At 63.4% G+C, this 18,190-nt stretch carries 14 protein-coding genes; 7 read left to right on the forward strand and 7 right to left on the reverse strand.

The genetic code is table 11. The features are described 5' to 3' along the window. The first annotated feature begins 32 nt into the window (after positions 1–32). Positions 33–1,304 carry a GNAT family N-acetyltransferase gene (locus AOP79_RS00220; RefSeq protein ID WP_062069196.1) on the forward strand — a complete coding sequence of 424 codons (1,272 nt, stop codon included), beginning with the start codon at positions 33–35 and terminating at the stop codon, positions 1,302–1,304. A 144-nt stretch (positions 1,305–1,448) separates the two neighbouring features. Here the strand turns inward: AOP79_RS00220 and AOP79_RS00225 are convergent, their stop codons facing one another. After that, entirely contained in the window at positions 1,449–1,898 is a 450-nt protein-coding gene (locus AOP79_RS00225) for a ribose-5-phosphate isomerase (RefSeq protein ID WP_062070938.1), read from the reverse strand. A gap of 135 nt (positions 1,899–2,033) precedes the next feature. Here AOP79_RS00225 and AOP79_RS00230 point away from each other — a divergent pair, with 135 nt between their 5' ends. Next, positions 2,034–3,974 carry a M13 family metallopeptidase gene (locus AOP79_RS00230; RefSeq protein WP_062069198.1) on the forward strand — a complete coding sequence of 647 codons (1,941 nt, stop codon included), beginning with the start codon at positions 2,034–2,036 and terminating at the stop codon, positions 3,972–3,974. Between the two features lie 6 nt (positions 3,975–3,980). Further along, positions 3,981–4,625, forward strand: coding sequence for a sugar O-acetyltransferase (locus AOP79_RS00235; protein ID WP_236683191.1), 645 nt, complete (start codon positions 3,981–3,983; stop codon positions 4,623–4,625). Between the two features lie 363 nt (positions 4,626–4,988). Here AOP79_RS00235 and AOP79_RS00240 read toward each other — a convergent pair whose 3' ends face one another. After that, positions 4,989–6,896 (reverse strand): ABC transporter ATP-binding protein, encoded by a 1,908-nt coding sequence (locus AOP79_RS00240; RefSeq protein ID WP_439644660.1) that lies wholly within the window; start codon positions 6,894–6,896, stop codon positions 4,989–4,991. Positions 6,897–6,918: 22 nt separating this feature from the next. On the opposite strand from AOP79_RS00240, the gene AOP79_RS00245 reads away from it, so the two are divergent. Both AOP79_RS00245 and AOP79_RS00250 read left to right on the forward strand, forming a co-directional pair. Beyond that, positions 6,919–7,572 (forward strand): pentapeptide repeat-containing protein, encoded by a 654-nt coding sequence (locus tag AOP79_RS00245; protein WP_062069203.1) that lies wholly within the window; start codon positions 6,919–6,921, stop codon positions 7,570–7,572. 13 nt (positions 7,573–7,585) lie between these two features. Further along, positions 7,586–8,050, forward strand: coding sequence for a tRNA (cytidine(34)-2'-O)-methyltransferase (locus AOP79_RS00250; protein ID WP_062070942.1), 465 nt, complete (start codon positions 7,586–7,588; stop codon positions 8,048–8,050). A gap of 13 nt (positions 8,051–8,063) precedes the next feature. Here the strand turns inward: AOP79_RS00250 and AOP79_RS00255 are convergent, their stop codons facing one another. Beyond that, positions 8,064–8,438, reverse strand: coding sequence for a hypothetical protein (locus tag AOP79_RS00255; RefSeq protein WP_062069207.1), 375 nt, complete (start codon positions 8,436–8,438; stop codon positions 8,064–8,066). A 22-nt stretch (positions 8,439–8,460) separates the two neighbouring features. After that, on the reverse strand, positions 8,461–9,819 hold the full coding sequence (locus tag AOP79_RS00260) for an MFS transporter (RefSeq protein ID WP_082093231.1): 1,359 nt from the start codon (positions 9,817–9,819) through the stop codon (positions 8,461–8,463). Positions 9,820–9,934: 115 nt separating this feature from the next. On the opposite strand from AOP79_RS00260, the gene pepN (AOP79_RS00265) reads away from it, so the two are divergent. Continuing rightward, entirely contained in the window at positions 9,935–12,526 is a 2,592-nt protein-coding gene (pepN, locus tag AOP79_RS00265) for an aminopeptidase N (protein ID WP_062069210.1), read from the forward strand. An 86-nt stretch (positions 12,527–12,612) separates the two neighbouring features. After that, complete coding sequence (pepN, locus tag AOP79_RS00270; RefSeq protein ID WP_062069213.1) at positions 12,613–15,249, forward strand: aminopeptidase N; 2,637 nt, start codon at positions 12,613–12,615, stop codon at positions 15,247–15,249. Here the strand turns inward: pepN (AOP79_RS00270) and AOP79_RS00275 are convergent. Genes AOP79_RS00275 through AOP79_RS00285 form a run of 3 tightly spaced genes read right to left on the reverse strand, consistent with a single transcriptional unit; the run spans position 15,191 to position 18,188 of the window. Continuing rightward, entirely contained in the window at positions 15,191–16,039 is an 849-nt protein-coding gene (locus tag AOP79_RS00275) for an ABC transporter ATP-binding protein (RefSeq protein ID WP_082093232.1), read from the reverse strand. The genes pepN (AOP79_RS00270) and AOP79_RS00275 overlap by 59 nt on opposite strands. Continuing rightward, a complete protein-coding gene (locus AOP79_RS00280; RefSeq protein WP_082093233.1) occupies positions 16,036–17,148 on the reverse strand; it encodes a FecCD family ABC transporter permease in 1,113 nt (370 codons plus the stop codon). The genes AOP79_RS00275 and AOP79_RS00280 overlap by 4 nt, the downstream gene beginning before the upstream one ends. Beyond that, on the reverse strand, positions 17,145–18,188 hold the full coding sequence (locus AOP79_RS00285) for a FecCD family ABC transporter permease (RefSeq protein ID WP_062069216.1): 1,044 nt from the start codon (positions 18,186–18,188) through the stop codon (positions 17,145–17,147). Before AOP79_RS00285 ends, AOP79_RS00280 begins: the two co-directional genes overlap by 4 nt. Positions 18,189–18,190: the final 2 nt, after the last annotated feature.

Raw genomic sequence — 18,190 nt, forward strand, 5'->3', positions numbered from 1 at the left:
TTGACCCATCCAATACCTGAAAGACTGGACGCATGAAGAAGGCACAGGGTTACCAGTCCATCTCCGTTCCCGAGGACCGTCTCGACGACTTTTTTCAGGTAGTGCAATGGGCGTTCGTAGGTGAATGGCTCAAAGAAGACCGGCAAGATTACGTGGACGCACTCCCCACCGAGCGCGCACGTGCGCTCCAGGTCTCGGACGAGGTGCGAGGCGAGGTTGGCGAATTGGCCGCCGTGCACGCATCGTTCGGCACCGAGATGATCACCAACGGTGGACGCCGAGTCAAGACCGCAGGCCTCTCGTGGCTCGGGGTTCACCCCGCACACCGCCGCCGCGGACTCATGACGGCCATGATGCGCGACCACTTTGACCGTTGCATCGAGCGCGGCGAAGCCGTCAGCGCGCTGTACGCCATGGAAGCGGAGATCTACTCCCGGTTCGGGTATGGCATGGCATCGCAGACCGTCAAGGCATCTATCCCCCGCGGCTCCGCGATGTGGTCCGTCGACGGTGTCGATGACCTGTCCATCCGCCTCGAACGCGCCGACTTCGACAAGCACGATCAACTTGTCGCGGACCTCCAGGCCAAGCTCACCCGTCCGGCCACGATCATCAACCCCGAAGGCTCGGGACGCAATGCGCGCTTCACCGACCCCGTGGGAAATCGTCACGGCTACGAGAAGTGGCGTATTGCCATCGTTGAGGACCGCGGAGAGCCAGTGGCGTACGCATTCTTCCGACGCAAGCCTGACTCTGAACTCGGCATCCACGACGGCGTATGCCAGGTCCGTGAACACGGCGCCCTCTCTGCGGCGGCATCGCAGAAGCTGTGGCAGACACTGCTCGACTTCGACCTCGTGGGCACGACCCACACAGAGAACCTCGCGACCGACGATCCCCTGCTGCACCAACTCAAGGACGCACGCGGTGCGCGCTCCAAGATCGTCGACAACCTGTGGGTCCGCATCCTCGATGTGAAGACTGCACTGGAGTCACGCGAGTACTACCACGACTGTGATGTCACCTTCTCGATCACCGATAAGCACGTTCCCGCTAACCAAGGCGTGTGGCGCATCGTGGTGAGCGGAGCCGATGCTGAAGTGAGCAAGGTCAGCGATGACGCGTCCTCGCAGGCGGACCTGTCGATGAACGCTCGTCATCTGTCCACCATTTACTTGGGCGGAACGTCGGTCGAGTCCTTGTCGGCAGCCGGTCAGGTGGCGGAGCACACTCCGGGCCAGGCGCGTGAACTTGCGGTGGCCATGCTGTCGCCGGTTGCGCCGCTCACTAACTGGGACTTCTAAACCCCACCCCTTCTCCGCCAAGTGGCTCCATTTCGCTGTTTTGAGGCCTCAAAACAGCGAAATGGAGCCACTTGGTGTGGGGTGTGATGCCGCCACTCGGTGTGGGAGGATCCGCCAGTTCGCGTGGGGTGGCTTCGAGCGAGGTTAGCGGTTGGCCTCGTATGCCGACATCTCGTCAATACGGCGCTGGTGACGGGCGTCCCCACTGAACGCCTCGTTGATGAAGGCATCGGCAATAGCCGTCGCCTCGTCGAGTGAGTGCATCCGCGCGCCAAGCGAACCCACGTGGGCATCATTGTGTTGGCGAGCCAGTTGGGCCACTTCAACAGACCAGATCAGCGCCGCTCGAACACCCGTCACTCGGTTAGCAGCCAACTGCTCTCCGTTGCCCGAGCCGCCAATCACAATGCCCAGCGAACCAGCATCGTCCCGCACACCCTCGGCGGCAGCGATGCAGAACGACGGGTAGTCATCGAGAGCGTCATACTCGTGAGCGCCATGATCAATGACGGAGTGCCCAGCCTCCGAAAAGTGGGCCTTCAGGTGTTCCTTGAGCTCGAATCCGGCGTGGTCCGCGGCGATGTGGATGCGCATAAGGCCATCTTGCCAGCACACAGTGCGCACGCGCGACACGTACTCGCTTCCCACACCGCCTGGCCGTGAGCCGCCCATCCTCGCCGTGAGCGAAAACGCCCCTAGCCACCCACACCCGGGTCGTAGGGTGAGGACATGGCACTGCACTCAGGCATCGACAAGTCCAAGCTCTCTCCTACTGTTCGTCCCGGCGACGACTTCTTCCGCTACGTCAGCGGCCCTTGGGAAGACACACACGTCATCCCCGATGACCGTTCGGCGGACGGCAGCTTCTACACGCTTCGCGACGAAGCAGAAAAGCACACCCGCGTCATCATCGAAGCAGCCGCACCCGACACTCTGCTCGGCGCACTGTACGCGAGCTTCATGGACGTCGACCGCGTCAATGCGCTGGGTGCCACACCTCTGGACGCCGATTTTGCGGAACTCGACGCCGCAGCAGACCACGAGGCTCTGGCCGCCGCGACTGGTCGTCTGCAGCGCCAAGGCGTCGGCGGCCTCGTCGGCTACTACGTGTTTGCAGACAAAAACGCACCCGACAGCAACGTGGTCTATCTCAGCCAGTCCGGCATCGGCCTTCCCGACGAGGCGTACTACCGCGAAGACGACTACGCGCCCGTCCGTGAGCAGTATGCGGCGCACATCGACCGCATGGCGGCGCTGACGGGACAGTCCTTTACCGGCTCGGAGATTCTTGCGCTCGAGACCGCGATCGCTGAGCACCACTGGGACGTCGTGAAGTCCCGCGAAGCGGAGCTGACCCACAACCCGACGACGCTTGACCGTCTGGCCGATGACGCCGCTGGCTTTGCCTGGAAGGCGTGGGCGGACGCCATTCACCTTCCCGAGGCGGCACACGACCTGCTGATTGTCGGAGAGCCCAGCTACTTCGGGGCGCTTGGCGCTCTGTGGAAGAACACGGACCTGGAGCAGTGGAAGCGTTACTACGCGTGGCGCATCGTCTCGGCCCGTGCCCCGTACCTCACCGAGGAAATCTCCAAGGCCAACTTCTCCTTCTACGGCACTGTGCTGTCAGGCGCCACCCAGCAGCGTGATCGCTGGAAGCGCGGCGTGGGCTTTGTTGAGGCCGTCGCTGGCGAACTCGTCGGCCAGGAGTACGTCAAGAAGCACTTCCCGCCCACTCACAAGGCAGACATGGATCGCCTCGTGGCGAATCTGATCGAGGCCTACCGTCAGTCCATCAACGGCCTGCCATGGATGACACCGGCCACTCAGCAGCGCGCACTCGACAAGCTCGCGAACTTTACGCCCAAGATCGGCTACCCGGAGAAGTGGCGCGACTACACCGGGCTGGAAGCAGCGGCCGATGACTTGGTGGGCAACGTGCGCGCCTCCAGTGTGTTCGATGAGGACTGGGAATGGTCCAAGATCGGCAAGCCCGTGGACCACACCGAATGGCTGATGACGCCCCAGACAGTCAACGCCTACTACCTGCCTACGGCCAACGAGATTGTCTTCCCAGCAGCCATTTTGCAGCCCCCGTTCTTCCACCCCGAGTCCGATGACGCGATCAACTACGGTGGCATCGGCTCTGTGATCGGCCACGAGATCGGTCACGGATTCGATGACCAAGGCTCCAAGTACAACGGCTCGGGCGCCTTGGAGAACTGGTGGACTGACGAGGACCGCGAGGCCTTCTCGGAGCGCACCTCTCGCCTCATCGACCAGTACAACAGCTACTCGCCTGCACAGTTTGGTGACGAGCCCGTGTACGTCAACGGTGCGCTCACCATCGGAGAGAACATCGGCGACCTCGCCGGAGTCGAGATTGCGCTCAAGGCCTACGAGATTGCTCTTGGCCACCCCATTGAAGAAGCGCCTTCCGTGGACGGGTTCACTGCCACCCAGCGCTTCTTCATCGGCTACGCACTCACCGAGCAGATGAAGATCCGCAACGAGGCTCTTAAGACTCGCATGTCGATGGACCCGCACTCCCCCAGCGAGTTCCGCGTCAACGGCATCGTGCGCAACGTCGATGCCTGGTACGAGGCATTCGGCATCAAGGAAGGCGACGAGCTGTACCTGGACCCCGCTGAACGCGTATCCATCTGGTAAGCATCCATGCCTGATCCCGTTGACATCGATCCGTACGCGGACCTCGACCCACCTGACACCCGCAGCATGCACGAGCGCATGATCGCCGGCGACCTCTACCGAGGCGACGACGAGATCGCGGCAGGCGTGGCGCGTGGTCAGGAACTATGTGAGCGGCATGCCGCACAGGCACGCACTGATCCTGACGGCGCCACCGAGACTCTTCGTGAACTGCTCGGCAGCATGGGCGACGATGTCTGGATCAGGCCGCCGTTGCATGTGGACTATGGCTCCAACATTCACATTGGGGACAGAACCTGGATCAACTACAACCTGGTGGCGCTTGACCCGGTCAGCATCCATATTGGGGACGACGTACTGATCGGGCCCAACGTCCAACTCTTGACACCCACTCACCCCATCGATCCGGACTTGCGCCGCGCAAAGTGGGAGGCGGCAGAACCGATCACCATTGGTGACAACGTCTGGATTGGTGGCGGAGCGATCGTGTGCCCGGGCGTCACCATCGGCGACCATGCAGTGATTGGTGCCGGAGCGGTGGTCGTGAAGGACATTCCCGCGTACTCGGTCGCGGTCGGGAACCCAGCACGTGTGGTGCGAAAGATTGATGAAAACGAAGCACCCACAGACCCCAGATCGGGTCTACAGTAGAAGGAAGCCCCGATGTGGGGCGGTCACAGATGTGAAGGAGGCGCCAATGGCTGAAAAGCAGAACATTGACCTGATCGACCAGGACGTAGTTGCTGAGAGCAACGGCGGCGGCGAAGGCGGCGGTTGCTGCGGCGGAAGCTGCGGCTGCGGAAACTAGTCGACACTATTCGACTTCTTAAACCAAGGAGCGGGATCGGACCCAAGCGGTCCGGTCCCGCTTTTTGCGTCCCTCCGCGAACTGCCCCTCCGCGAACTGCCAAGTGGCTCCATTTCGCTGTTTTGAGGCCTCAAAACAGCGAAATGGAGCCACTTGGCGTGGAGGCGGCGGGGGTGTGGAGGCGGCGGGGGTGTGGAGGCGGCGGGTTAGTGCTCCGTCGCTTGGTCGCGTGCCAGGCGCGCATACAAGCCATCCGCCGCCACGAGATCCGGATGCGTTCCGGACTCCACGATGCGCCCGCCCTCGACGACGTGAATGACATCCGCATCGCGAATGGTGGAGAGCCGATGCGCGACCACCAACGTGGTGCGGCCGCGAGCCGCGCGGTCCAGTGCCGTCTGCACCACGCGCTCGGAGACCGTGTCGAGCGCACTGGTAGCTTCGTCGAGCAACAACACTGGCGGGTCCTTCAAGAGCACGCGGGCAATCGCGATCCGCTGCTTCTCTCCGCCGGACAGCCGGTACCCGCGCTCCCCCACCACCGTGTCGTACCCGTCCTCGAAAGACTCGATCTGCTCGTGAATGTTCGCGGCACGGCACGCTTCTTCCAACTCAGCGTCGGTGGCATCTGGCTTGGCGTACCGCAGGTTCTGCGCAATGGTCGCGTGGAACAGGTACGTCTCCTGACTCACCACGCCTACCTCGTCCACGATCGACGCGTGGGTGAGGTCACGCACATCCGCCCCTGCAAACTGCACGGATCCGGCCGATGCTTCGTGCAGTCGCGCAGCCAGGTACACGATGGTCGTTTTGCCCGCGCCGGAGGGTCCAACAAACGCCGCAGTCTGGCCCGGCTGGACCTCAAATGACACATCGTTGAGCGTGGGTCGAGAATCTTCAGCAGCACCCGGATAGCGAAAACTCACGTCCTCAAACTTCACCGACCCCAACGGTCCGGGTGCGTCCGCCACTGCGATCGCATCGGCGCTATCCACGATGTCCGGGGTGAGGTCGAGGTACTCGAAGATGCGGGCAAAGAGGGCTCGCGATGTCTGCACTTCCAGCGCCACACGCATCAACGCCATGAGGGGAAACAGCAGCCGACCCTGGATAGCCGTGAACGCAACGATAGTTCCTGCGGTGATGGACGGGTCAAAGCCCTGGTCGAGTGAGCGTGCAATAAGAAAGCCCGAGACCAGGTAAATCACCGCGGGAACGGAGCTCATGATGACCGTCACAAGGCCAAAGAACCACTGCCCAGACATCGACAGGCGCACCTGCAAGTCGATCTGATTGGCGTTCTCTGCTGCATACCGCTCGGACTCCAACCGCTGGCGATTGTGCACCTTGGACAGCAGGATGCCGCTGACGGAAAGCGTCTCCTGCGTGATCGCGGTCATCTCCGAAAGCGACTCCTGGGTCCGCGATGCAAGGCGTGCACGGACCTGGCCTACCCGGCGCTGCACAAGCACCAAGACGGGCATCATCACGATCGCCACGAGCGTCAGGCGCCAGTCCAACACGATCATTGCGACCAGCGACGCGAGGACCGTCACGGAGTTACCCAGAATCGAGGACACAAAGGTCGTGAGCACTCCCGAAACGCCGCCGACGTCATTGCTGAGGCGCGACTGGATGTCACCGGTACGCGTACGCGTAAAGAACGCCAGGTCCATCGATTGGAGCTTGTCGAACAGCCGAGTGCGCAAGTCGCCAGTGACGTTGTTGCCTACGGTCGCGGTCACGTAGGTCTGCCACACGCTCAACGCTGCGGTGATCAGAAAAATCACGATGACGAGCAACACGAGTTCCGTCAGCAAGGTCAGGTGCGGGCCTGCCTGATCTGCCGGGAAGAGCGCGTTGTCAAAGATTCGCTCGACGATGAGGGGTGGGATCACTCCAGCCGATGCCGTGATCACCACAAGGACGGCCGTCACCACGAGGGATGCCTTGTATGGCGCGAACATCGCTAAGACGCGCCGCCACAAATGCGGAATCTCAGGGGCGTCGGCGTTGCGGGCGCGCTGCGCGGCCTCATCCCTGCCTGCAACACCGCGGCCACTACCGCCACCCATGGCGGCTCGGCGGGATCCTGCAGGCGCGGGTGTATGCATGTGGCAAGCCTAGGCTGACACTATGACAACGGTTGCCAGCCCCCGCATCGACCCTGTGACGCTCCCCTCCCTGCAGCAAGCCGACGCCTACGACCTCGACGAGGGGCCCCGATGGGAGGACCTCGACTTCTCTGGCCTCTCATTTGACGGGCGGGATCTCACCGACACCGCAATGACCGGGTGTCTAGTGTCAGGAGTGCCGTTTGAGGACGTAGCCGCGCGAGGAGTCGCCATCTCAGACTCGCGAGTTGAAGCGTTGTCGGTCACGACGTGGCGCGGCGCCTCGAGTACCTGGCGCCGCAGCGAAGTAGCTCGCGCACGCATTGGCGCCGCGGAGTGGTACGACTCCGAATGGGACCAGTGCATGCTCACCGGCTGCAAGGTTGGCTACCTCAACCTGCGTGCCGCCACGGTGACGGATGTGGTTTTCGAGGACTGCGTTTTCGACGACCTTGACCTCATGAGTGCAACGCTGACGCGCGTCGAGTTTCGCAATTGCCGCGCGGGCATGCTGACAGTCAGCGGCGTTCGCTGCACAGATGTGAATCTCACGGGACTAGATCTAGGCGGCGTCGACGATCCAGCGGGACTGTCCGGGGCGCTGGTGTCCCAGGAGCAGGTCTTCGAACTCGCACCAGTGTTCGCCTCCCGGGCAGGGTTGCTGGTCGCGGACTGACACAATGATCGCTATGTCTGCTGCCCCACACATCGCATACTTTGAGCCGCGCATCCCCGAGAACACCGGTGCAGCGATTCGACTCTCCGCGGTGACGGGCGCGCACCTTCACCTCGTGGAGCCGCTGGGATTCGACCTGTCCGAGCCCAAGCTCAAGCGAGCGGGGCTGGACTATCACGACCTGGCATCGGTCACCGTGCACGCCGACTTCGACGCCCTGCTCACGGCGATGCCGGACTCCCGGGTGTTCGCGTACACGGCACACGCTGACACCATCTATTCGGACATCGAGTACCGCCCCAGCGATGTGCTGCTGTTTGGCCCCGAACCCACGGGACTACCCGAGGAGATCATGGCGCACCCGCGCATCACGTCGCGCGTGCGCATCCCGATGATTCCCGGGCGCCGCTCGCTCAACCTCACCAACGCGGCGTCGCTCGTGGTCTACGAGGCGTGGCGCCAGGCGGACTTCACGTAAGCTCCCGCCGAACTCAGGAATGAGCCAGCGGAGGCACCGACCACCATCCATAGACTCCGGTGCCACCTGCATCGACACAGATGAGTCCGTACCGCCGTGCAGCGCGCGCGATCAGCGACACCATGTGCGCTGCGTCCTCGGAGTTGACTTCCATGTCGCACACCTTGCCGAACACGCTCTCCGTCGGCGTCATGTCGTGCCACGGCCCCGCGAGATGTTCCGCCTCCGTGCGTGCGGGCCAACGGCGTTCAAGTGCGCGAGCAAACCGCTGTACACGGCGCGATGGCCGCGCACCGCTGGCCTCATCGAAGAGCCGGTCGAGGACATCGTCTGCACTATCCGGGGAACGTGGAAGAAAACCCTGGTAGACACGTACTGGATAACCCATGGTCGGGATTCTACTGTGGCGCTTACGGCGTAGGGCTGCGGTCGTCGTAATCGCGGAAGGTCTGTCCTGTCCGCGACCGAGTGACCCGGGTGATGATGCCGACGAGGCAGATGATGAGGAGTCCACCGAACAGTGGCGGGCACCACAGCGCGACTGCGCTGGCGAGAATGCCCGCATACATGTCGCCCAGGCGTGGACCGCCGGTGACGACAACGATGAAGATTCCTTGGAGGCGTCCGCGCATCTCGTCGGGCGCGGCCTTCAGGGTCATGGTTTGGCGGAAGATCGCTGAGATCTCGTCGGAGGCTCCCATACCTGCCATGGCTAGTCCCAGGATCACGAGCGCTGGCCAGTAGATGCCCGACCATCCCTCACTCGCCTCGTGGGGAATGCGCATCATGATGAGCACGGCGATTCCAAAGAGTGTGACGAATGCTCCGTAGACGGCGATGGCGCGCGACACGGCGAGTCCGTGACGGTGGACGCGTCCCACGGGTCCCGAGAACACGCTCGCGAGCAGCGTTCCTACGGCACCGGCCGCAGTCAGTGCGCCAACGGTCAGCGGTCCGCCGCCCACGACGGTGGCACCGAGAGCCGGGAACAGCACTAGTGGCCGCCCGAAGGTCATCGCGATGATGTCGACGATGAAACTCATACGGATGTTGGGGGCGCGTTTGAGGAACGCGAGTCCTTCGCGGACCTGTCCCCATCCTGCGGAGACCCGTTCACCGAGCCGAGGGAGCGAAGGCAACATCCAGATGCCGAGGAAGCCAGCGGTGAACAGCACGGCGTCGATGGCGAATGTCCATGGCAGCCCGACCGTGGCGGCGAGCACCCCCGCGAGCGCTGGCCCGACGGTGACCATCATGCCGATGCTGATGCCGTTCAGGGCGGTTGCGCGCGAGATGAGTTCTGGAGGCAGGATTCGCGGCACCACGGAGGAGCGCGTGGCGCCGGCAATCGTCGCTGCGACGGCGTTCACGGTGGTGACGAGGTAGAACGGCCATACTGCGGCGTGTCCCCCGCTGTCTTGCGCGATGGCGTCCCACGTGGACAGCGCTACGAGTGCGAGGGTGCTGGCCCATGCGGTGAGGGAGGCGATGATGAGGATGCGGCGACGGTCAAAGACGTCGGCTAGCATCCCTCCCCACAGGCCGGCAATGATCATGGGGATCAACGCAATGCCTCCCACCAATCCCACGGCAAACGTGGAGTTGGTGATCGCGTAGATCTGGAGGCCGACGGCAACGATAGACATTTGGGAGCCGATGCCCGCGATCGCGCCGCCAATCCACAGTCGCGCAAATGCGGGGCTGGCTTTGAGTGGTGCGAGGTCAACGAGACGACGTTGGCGAGGTGCCGCGGTGTCTGTTTCTGTCACCGCACAAGTGTACGAGGCGCGCGGCGGCACCGCCGTCGCGAGTCCCCGGCGAAGTTTCGCTCACAGCGGGATTGCTTATCGCATCGTCCCGGCTTCCGCGTGAAAGAATCACCCCATGCCAGGTACCAATCTCACCCGCGCTGAGGCAGAAGCCCGCGCCGCCATCGTCTCTACCGAGACGTACTCCGTCGAGCTTGACCTCACCACCTCTGAGGACACCTTCCGCTCGATCTCTACCGTTCGCTTCTCTGCGACGCCAGGCGAGTCGACCTTCATCGACCTGATCGCGCCAACCGTTCACCGCATCGTGCTCAACGGCACCGAGCTGGACCCCGCGACTCACTTTGTCGACAGCCGCATCTCGCTACCGGACTTGCAGGGCACGAACGAGCTCGTTGTCGACGCGACCTGTGAGTACATGAACACAGGTGAAGGCCTCCACCGTTTTGTGGATCCCGAGGATGGAGAGGTGTACCTCTACAGCCAGTTCGAGGTGGCTGACACACGCCGTGTGTTTGCCGTGTTCGAGCAGCCCGACCTCAAGGCGCAGTTCACCTTCTCCGCGGTCGCGCCACAGCACTGGCACGTCTTGAGCAACAACCCCGGCTCCGTCACTCCGGTCGATGGCACTGTCTCGATCGCCGGCAAAGACCACCAGAAGGTGCGCTGGGACTTCACGGAAACTACTCGCCTCCCCTGCTACGTCACCGCCCTCGTGGCCGGCCCGTACCACGAGGTCGAAGGCACCGTCGAGTCGCGCAAGGGCACGTTGCGTGCCAACGTGTACTGCCGCGCGGCCCTGGCGCCGTACCTCGATGCAGACGTGATTCTGGACGACACTCAGAACGGCTTCACGTTCTACGAGGACAAGTTCGAATGCGACTACCCGTTCGAGAAGTACGATCAGATCTTTGTCCCCGAGTTCAACGCGGGGGCCATGGAGAATGCTGGCTGCGTCACGTTCTTGGAGGACTACGTCTTCCGCTCCAAGCCACCTCAGGCCCGTGTGGAACGCCGCACCGTCACCGTGCTGCACGAGCTCGCGCACATGTGGTTCGGCGACCTCGTCACCATGAAGTGGTGGAACGACCTGTGGCTCAACGAATCCTTCGCTGAGTACGCCTCGACCGTCGCCACGGTGGAGACCACCAAGTGGAAGAACAACTGGGTCACCTTTAACTCGCTTGAGAAGACGTGGGCAGCACGTCAGGACCAGCTCCCCAGCACGCACCCGATCATGGCTGACATCGCCGACCTTGAAGACGTTGAAGTCAACTTTGATGGCATTACCTACGCCAAGGGCGCCTCCGTGCTACGCCAGCTCGCCGCCTGGGTGGGCGAGGACGAGTTCTTTGCTGGAGTCGCTGAGTACTTCCGCAAGCACCACCACTCCAACACCACGCTCAACGACTTGCTCGTGGAACTCGAGAAGACCTCGGGTCGCGATCTCGCTGGCTGGTCAGAAGTGTGGCTGCAGAAGGCTGGCATCACGACCCTGCGTCCGGAGATCGAGACGGACAGCCACGATGACATCGCTCAGTTTGTGGTGCGCCAGGAGGTTCCCGAGGCCTGGCCGACCCAGCGTCCACACCGCCTCGGAATCGGTGGCTACGACGTGGTCGTGAACGATGCAGGTAAGGCGACGCTGGAACGCACCCAGTACGTTGAGGTCGACATCGACGGCGAACGCACCGAGATTCCTGAACTTGCAGGCAACCACCGTTCGGCACTGTTCTTGATCAACGACGGCGACCTCGCTTATGCCAAGGTTCGCCTTGACCCGCAGTCGCTCGCTACCGCAGTGGAACATGTGGGCAGCTTTGTTGACCCGCTGGCACGTTCGATGGTGCTCACCGCTGCCTGGGACATGACGCGCGACGGCGAGATGCCGGCACGCCAGTTCATTGACCTGGTGCTGGGCAACATCGGTTCGGAGACCGAGTCCACGACAGTGATGGTGCTTCTGCGCCAGCTTGCGACGACTGTGGGCCTCTACGTGCACCCCGATCACGCTGAGGAAGCCGCGCAGAAGGTTGCCGAGGGTCTGTGGCGCCTGGCCATCGAGGCTCCGGCCGGCTCCGACTCGCAGCTGCAGTTCCTCCGCGCATTCGCATCGCACGCTTCTGATGACGTGCACCTGGACAACCTTCAGGGCCTCATCGACGGCAAGCTCTCCTTCGACGGCCTTGAGCTCGACACGGATCTCACCTGGGACCTCCTCACGGGCTTGGTGGCAGGAGGCCGATGCGGCGAAATGGCTATCGAGGTTCAGCTCACCAAGGATGCGACCGCATCGGGTCACCGGCGTGCCGCTCAGGCTCGCGCATCGATCGCGACGCCCGAGGGCAAGCGTGCGGCGTGGGATTCCCTGGTCAACGCCGAGGAAGACATGCCTAACGCATTGCAGTTCTCTGCGACAGCAGGGTTTGGCCACGTGCACGACACCGACCTGCTACTGCCGTTCGTCGACGAATACTTCGCATCCGTGCGTCGCATTTACGACACCAAGACCAACGAGATGGCCACGACCCTCATCGAAGGTCTCTACCCCGTCGAGTTGGCTGGCCGCGTGACAGACCTTCAGGACAAGGCCGATGCCTGGCTTGAGTCGAACGCCGACGCCCACTCGGCTCTGAAGCGCCTCATCATCGAGGGTCGCGACAGTGTGCGCCGCGCACTGGAGAACCAGGCGCGCGACGCCCAGTAAACCGTCGCACTTCAACGCCGCCCAGGCCCTTCACATCGAAGGGTCGGGGCGGCGTTGTTGCGTTCACTGGTGAGACACTAGGAAGCATGCTTACCCGCACCGAAGCCGCTGCACGCGCACAACTCATCACATCGGCCGCCTATCAGGTAGAGCTCGATTTCACTCCCGCAGGCGACACCTTCCGCTCGCGTACCACCGTGACCTTTGACGCCCCCGCGGGGACCGAGACGTTCCTCGATGTGGTGGGGACGATCCATCACGTTGAGGTAGACGGCACGGCCCTGGACCTCGAGCAGGTGGTCTCCGACGACCGGGTCCACGTCACGGCAGGCCCGGGCACAACCGTCGTGGTGGAAGCAGACTGCTCCTACCGTACGGACGGACAGGGAATTCACCGCTTCATCGACCCTGAGTCTGGCGACACCTACCTGTACAGCCAGTTCGCCACCGACGACGCACGTCGGGCGTTCGCGTGCTTCGACCAGCCCGACATCAAGGGCACCTTTGCCTTCACCGTCACCGCTCCTGAGGCGTGGACCGTCATCTCCAACTCCCCCACGCCCGAGCCCACCCCAGCATCCGTGGCGACCGACGATGGCGCGACCAACGACAGTGGCGCCATGCAGGGCGGCGCCTCAGCCCCGGCATCGGCCCTGCGCTGGGAGTTCTCCCCCACAGTGCCCCTCCCCTGCTATGTGGCTGCCGTAGTAGCAGGACCTTATGTGAGCGAGGGTGGAACCCTCACCTCGATCAAGGGCGAGATCCCTGCCCGCGTATATGGACGTGCAAACCTGGCCGAGCACCTTGATGCGGACGAGATGATCGCCACTGTCCAGGCGGGCCTCGAACTCTTTGAGCAGGTCTTCGGTATTGCGTACCCGTATGAGAAGTACGATCAGATTTTTGTTCCTGAGTACAACTTGGGTGCCATGGAGAACGCCGGCTGCGTGACCTTTTCCGAGGACCGCCTCGTGTTCCGCGGCCGTGTGTCCGACGCGATGCAGGAGTTCCGCGCAAACGTCACTCTTCACGAGTTAAGCCACCAATGGTTCGGCAACCTCGTGACGATGCAGTGGTGGGATGACCTGTGGCTCAACGAATCGTTCGCAGAGTTCATGGGCGCCTGGGCTACGTCCAAGGTCACACCGTGGACGGACTCATGGGTGACGTTCACCGCCGAGCGCAAGTCCATTGCGTACGTGCAGGATCAGCTTCCCACCACGCACCCGATCGTGGCTGAGATCGCCGACACCGAGGCGACGGTCTCCGCGTTCGACATGATCACGTACGCCAAAGGCGCCTCAGCTCTGAAGCAACTTGTGGCATTTGTGGGCGAAGACACGTTCTTTGCAGGAGTGCGCACCTACCTTGCCAAGTACAGCCACGGCAATGCGACGCTCGCGCACTTCCTCGTGGAACTCAGTGCAGCCGCGGATCAAGACCTCACGGAGTGGGCCGATGCGTGGCTGGAAACTCCGGGGCCGTCCACCCTGCACACCGACATTACTCTGACCGACGGCTCTGCTACTGGCAGTGGAGCCGAGGCCACGGTCGCCTCGCTGCACGTGGACCAGCAAGTACCGGCAGCCCACCCGCAGCACCGCCCACACCAGATCGTTGTGTCCGGGTTCATCGTCGACACGTCGAGTTCGGGAGAGTCGACGCTCGCCCGGGCCTGGGAGGTTGCTGCGACCGTCGCGGGGCCACGCACAGAAATTGAAGGTGCTCGCGGCCTCATCGCACCGGACTTGGTAGTGCTCAACGACCGTGACCTCACCTACGCGAAGTTGGTGCTCGATGAGCGTTCGCTCGACACGGTCCGGCGCCACATCGGCGACCTCAAAGACCCGATGGTGGTGGGTCTCGTACTCGATGCGCTGTGGCACATGGTCCGCGACGCGCTGATTCCAGCGACCCAATACATCGACGCTGTCCTTCATGCGCTGCCTCACATCACCAACTCGGAAACCGCAGCTTCCCACCTGCGCACCTTGGTCACGGCCATCGGTCGCTACGTTCCTGCCGCAGCTGCCGTGGAGGTCCGCGAGGATGCTGCCGACCGCCTATGGGCGCTACTGCCGTCATTGTCAGCGGGGAGCGACCTCCAACTCCAGGTGCTCTCCGGTGCGGCTCGCTTGTCCACCACTGAGCGCCACGCACATGCCATCGCATGCCTTCTCGATGGCGACACCACTCTCGACGGAGTCACGATCGACACTGATCTGCGTTGGGAGTTGCTGTCAGGGATGGCGGTGGCGGGTGCCGACGTGACCGACTACGTCGAACAAGCGCTCGCCGTCGACGGTGGCGCAATGGGATTGCGCAAAGCGGCTGGAGTCAAGGCATCGGTGGCCACTCGCGCCAGCAAGGAAGAGACGTGGCAAGAACTCGTTCGACCAGAAGAGCCGATTCCCAACGCTGTCCAGTATGAGATGGGGCTCGGCCTGTCCCGCACCGCCGATGCATCGCAACTCGCTCCGCTCGTCCCCACGATCCTGGGGGAACTACGTGAGTACTACGCCGCAAACGAAGGTTTCGTGGGCAAACGCGTCGCCACCTATGTGTTCCCAACGTGGGCTGTGGGGCGCGTTGAAGGACTTGACCGGATGCTCGACCAGTGGCTCGCGGACAACACCGATGCGCCCAGCGTGCTCCGCAAGGTCGTCACCGAGGCGACGGACGAGGTGCGTCGTGCTCTGCGCGCACAGGAGGCGTGGAGCTAGCCGCTCGGCTCCGCGGGACCACGAGCGGGGTGCCGCTGACGGGGTCATCGATCACGACACTGTCGAGCCCAAACACGTCCTGCACGATCTCCGCGGTCAGCACACTTGCGGGGGTTCCGGTCGCCCGAACCTCGCCGCTTTTCATGGCGATGAGGTGGTCTGCGTAACGAGCAGCCATGTTGAGGTCATGCAGCACCATCACGATGGTGGTGCCGCGAAGCGCGTTGAGTTCAGCCAAGAGGTCGAGTACCTCGATTTGATGGCTCACGTCGAGATACGTGGTGGGCTCGTCCAGGAGCAATACGTCGGTGTCCTGGGCGAGCGCCATGGCAATCCACACACGCTGACGCTGGCCTCCGGAAAGTTCGTCGACTGAGCGTTCTGCGAGTTCCGCGGTATCGGTGGCGTTGAGTGCTTCAGCAACTGCGGCATCGTCCGCTGCGGACCACCGCGCCACAATCTTCTGGTGTGGATGACGTCCACGACCCACGAGGTCCGCCACGGTGATCCCTTCGGGCGCGACAGGCGCTTGCGGGAGAACACCCATCACGCGGGCGAGTTGCTTGGGTGGGGTGCGGTGAACAGCACGTCCATCAAGCATCACTACACCGGCCCGCGGTTTCAGCAGGCGCGACACGGCTTTGAGCAACGTGGACTTGCCACACGCATTTGCACCGACGATGACCGTCACTTTGCCGGACGGGATGGCGAGGTCAACGTCATGGAGCACGTCGACGTCGTGATACCCCACCGTGAGGCCGGAGATGTGCAGTTCGTGGTCGGCACTCATAGCGATCCACCCTTTCGGTGAATGGACACAATCAGGTACAAGAGGAACGGCGCTCCCACGGCGCCGGTGACAACGCCCACCGGGTAGCGGGTGTCGAAGACCCATTGGCCCACCAGATCGGCGCTCAAGACCAGCACCGCGCCCACCAGCGCTGCTGGAATCACTGGCGATCCGTGAGCCCCGATAAGGCGTACGGCGATGGGACCTGCAAGAAACGCAACGAAGGCGATGGGTCCGGCCGCAGACGTCGCGACGGACACCAAAGCGACCGCACCCATCACCACGGCGATACGCATCAACGGGACGCGGACACCCAGTCCCACGGCTGCTTCATCACCCATTTGCGCGAGACCGAGGGCCCGCGCCTGCGTCACCACGAGCGTCCCGGCGAGCACCAGGGTGACGATGACGGGAACGGTCGCCTCCCAGGTGGCACCGCCCAAACTCCCCGAGAGCCACCGCAGGGCTTCCTGGTAGTCCCACTGGCCCGCTCGCTCGAGCAAGTAGGCCACGACCGAATTCAGCATGGCGGCGACACCGATTCCGATGAGGATCAGCCTGGTGCCCGCACCCGCGCCACCGGCAGACAGCACGTAGATGGCGAAGGCAACGATCAATCCACCGGCTACAGCGACAAGCGACACCTGGGTCCGTGAGAGGTTGGCCACCACGATCGCGAAGACCGCTGCCGCTGAGGCGCCCGAAGAGATTCCAATGATGTCCGGGCTCGCGAGAGGATTTCTCAGGAGTGTTTGGAAGGCAATGCCAGCGAGCCCAAAGGAGGCGCCCGCCACAAGAGCAAGTGCCATGCGCGGAAGTCGCAGTGTGCCCACGGTGAAAGTTGCACCGTCAACGGGCCGCCCCATGATGACGTCCCACACCTGGTCAAGGCTATAGACGGTGTGGCCCACCATCAGAGATGTCAGGCACAGTGCGAGGACGAGTACGCTCAGCGCCGCGATGACCCACCGTCTGCGGCGGCCTCTGCGGCGGCGAGCACGCGCGACTCCAGGCCCGTCGAGCCTGGAGAAGGAGTGCGGGGAAGACTCGCCTTGAGCGGCTCCGGCGGGGAGGGTTCCCATGCTTGTCGCAGAGGATGTCTCGGTCATAGTGCACGCATTTTCTGGCGCCGCGCGACCGCGATGAAGACCGGTGCGCCGATGAGCGCGGTTACGATGCCCACGGCAATTTCCTCGGGGCGCGCCACTACTCGTCCAATGATGTCCGCAGCGATGAGAAGCGCTGCGCCCATGAGCGCAGAGCACGGGATGAGCCACCGGTAGTCGGTTCCTACAAGCAGGCGGCACAGGTGGGGAATGATGAGTCCAACGAACCCGATGGGACCCGCAACAGCAGTGGCCGCACTACACAACAGCACCGCCGCGAGCGCAGCGCCACCGCGAGCCCATGCCACACGCACCCCGAGACCGGCCGCGATGTCGTCGCCCAAGGACAGCGAGTTGAGCCAACGCCCACTCACCCAGGCGAGCACTCCGCCCACCGCCAGGAATGGCACGACTGTGCCCATGGCTTCAAATGACGCTCCGCCCACACCACCGACGTGCCACGACTGGACGATGTCGGAGATGTCCGGTCGCGGCAACACCACAGCGGAGATGAGCGACGACAGCGCTGCCGCTGTGGCGGCGCCTGCGAGGGCGAGTTTCAGCGGGGTGGCGCCTCCGCGCCCGAGCGACCCCACAAAGTACACGAAGCATGCTGCGGCCCCGCCGCCGACGATCGCGGCCCAGACGTAGCTGTCGAGTTCCCACATGCCAAACCACGCGATACCGATCACGACGGCGAGCGCGGCGCCCATGTTCACACCCAAGATTCCGGGATCCGCGAGAGGGTTGCGTGTCACACCCTGCATGACTGCTCCGGAAACCGCGAGCGCGGCACCGATGACGATGGCGAGCAGCGTTCGCGGTACCCGCACGTAAACGGCGGCCTCGCCGATGGTGTCGGTGTGCCCGGCCAGTCCCCACCACAGTTCAGCTCCGGTGACGGGGCGGGAACCGATCGCGACGGACGCGGCGGCAAGCACGAGCACTAGGGCAGCACTCGCAAGACACCACGCCACACGCACGCGAGTCGAGCGCCGTCGTCCGACGGCGCTCGACTGCGTGCTGGTGTGCTGAAGTGTCACGT

It is taken from the genome of Demequina sediminicola (assembly GCF_000975055.1).
Lineage (GTDB): Bacteria > Actinomycetota > Actinomycetes > Actinomycetales > Demequinaceae > Demequina > Demequina sediminicola.

Bases quoted from the DNA above. Each gene is read 5' to 3' on its own strand.
- AOP79_RS00220 (WP_062069196.1), top strand. From the start codon at position 33: ATGAAGAAGGCACAGGGTTACCAGTCCATCTCCGTTCCCGAGGACCGT.
- AOP79_RS00225 (WP_062070938.1), bottom strand. From the start codon at position 1,898: ATGCGCATCCACATCGCCGCGGACCACGCCGGATTCGAGCTCAAGGAA.
- AOP79_RS00230 (WP_062069198.1), top strand. From the start codon at position 2,034: ATGGCACTGCACTCAGGCATCGACAAGTCCAAGCTCTCTCCTACTGTT.
- AOP79_RS00235 (WP_236683191.1), top strand. From the start codon at position 3,981: ATGCCTGATCCCGTTGACATCGATCCGTACGCGGACCTCGACCCACCT.
- AOP79_RS00240 (WP_439644660.1), bottom strand. From the start codon at position 6,896: ATGCATACACCCGCGCCTGCAGGATCCCGCCGAGCCGCCATGGGTGGC.
- AOP79_RS00245 (WP_062069203.1), top strand. From the start codon at position 6,919: ATGACAACGGTTGCCAGCCCCCGCATCGACCCTGTGACGCTCCCCTCC.
- AOP79_RS00250 (WP_062070942.1), top strand. From the start codon at position 7,586: ATGTCTGCTGCCCCACACATCGCATACTTTGAGCCGCGCATCCCCGAG.
- AOP79_RS00255 (WP_062069207.1), bottom strand. From the start codon at position 8,438: ATGGGTTATCCAGTACGTGTCTACCAGGGTTTTCTTCCACGTTCCCCG.
- pepN (WP_062069210.1), top strand. From the start codon at position 9,935: ATGCCAGGTACCAATCTCACCCGCGCTGAGGCAGAAGCCCGCGCCGCC.
- pepN (WP_062069213.1), top strand. From the start codon at position 12,613: ATGCTTACCCGCACCGAAGCCGCTGCACGCGCACAACTCATCACATCG.
- AOP79_RS00275 (WP_082093232.1), bottom strand. From the start codon at position 16,039: ATGAGTGCCGACCACGAACTGCACATCTCCGGCCTCACGGTGGGGTAT.
- AOP79_RS00280 (WP_082093233.1), bottom strand. From the start codon at position 17,148: ATGACCGAGACATCCTCTGCGACAAGCATGGGAACCCTCCCCGCCGGA.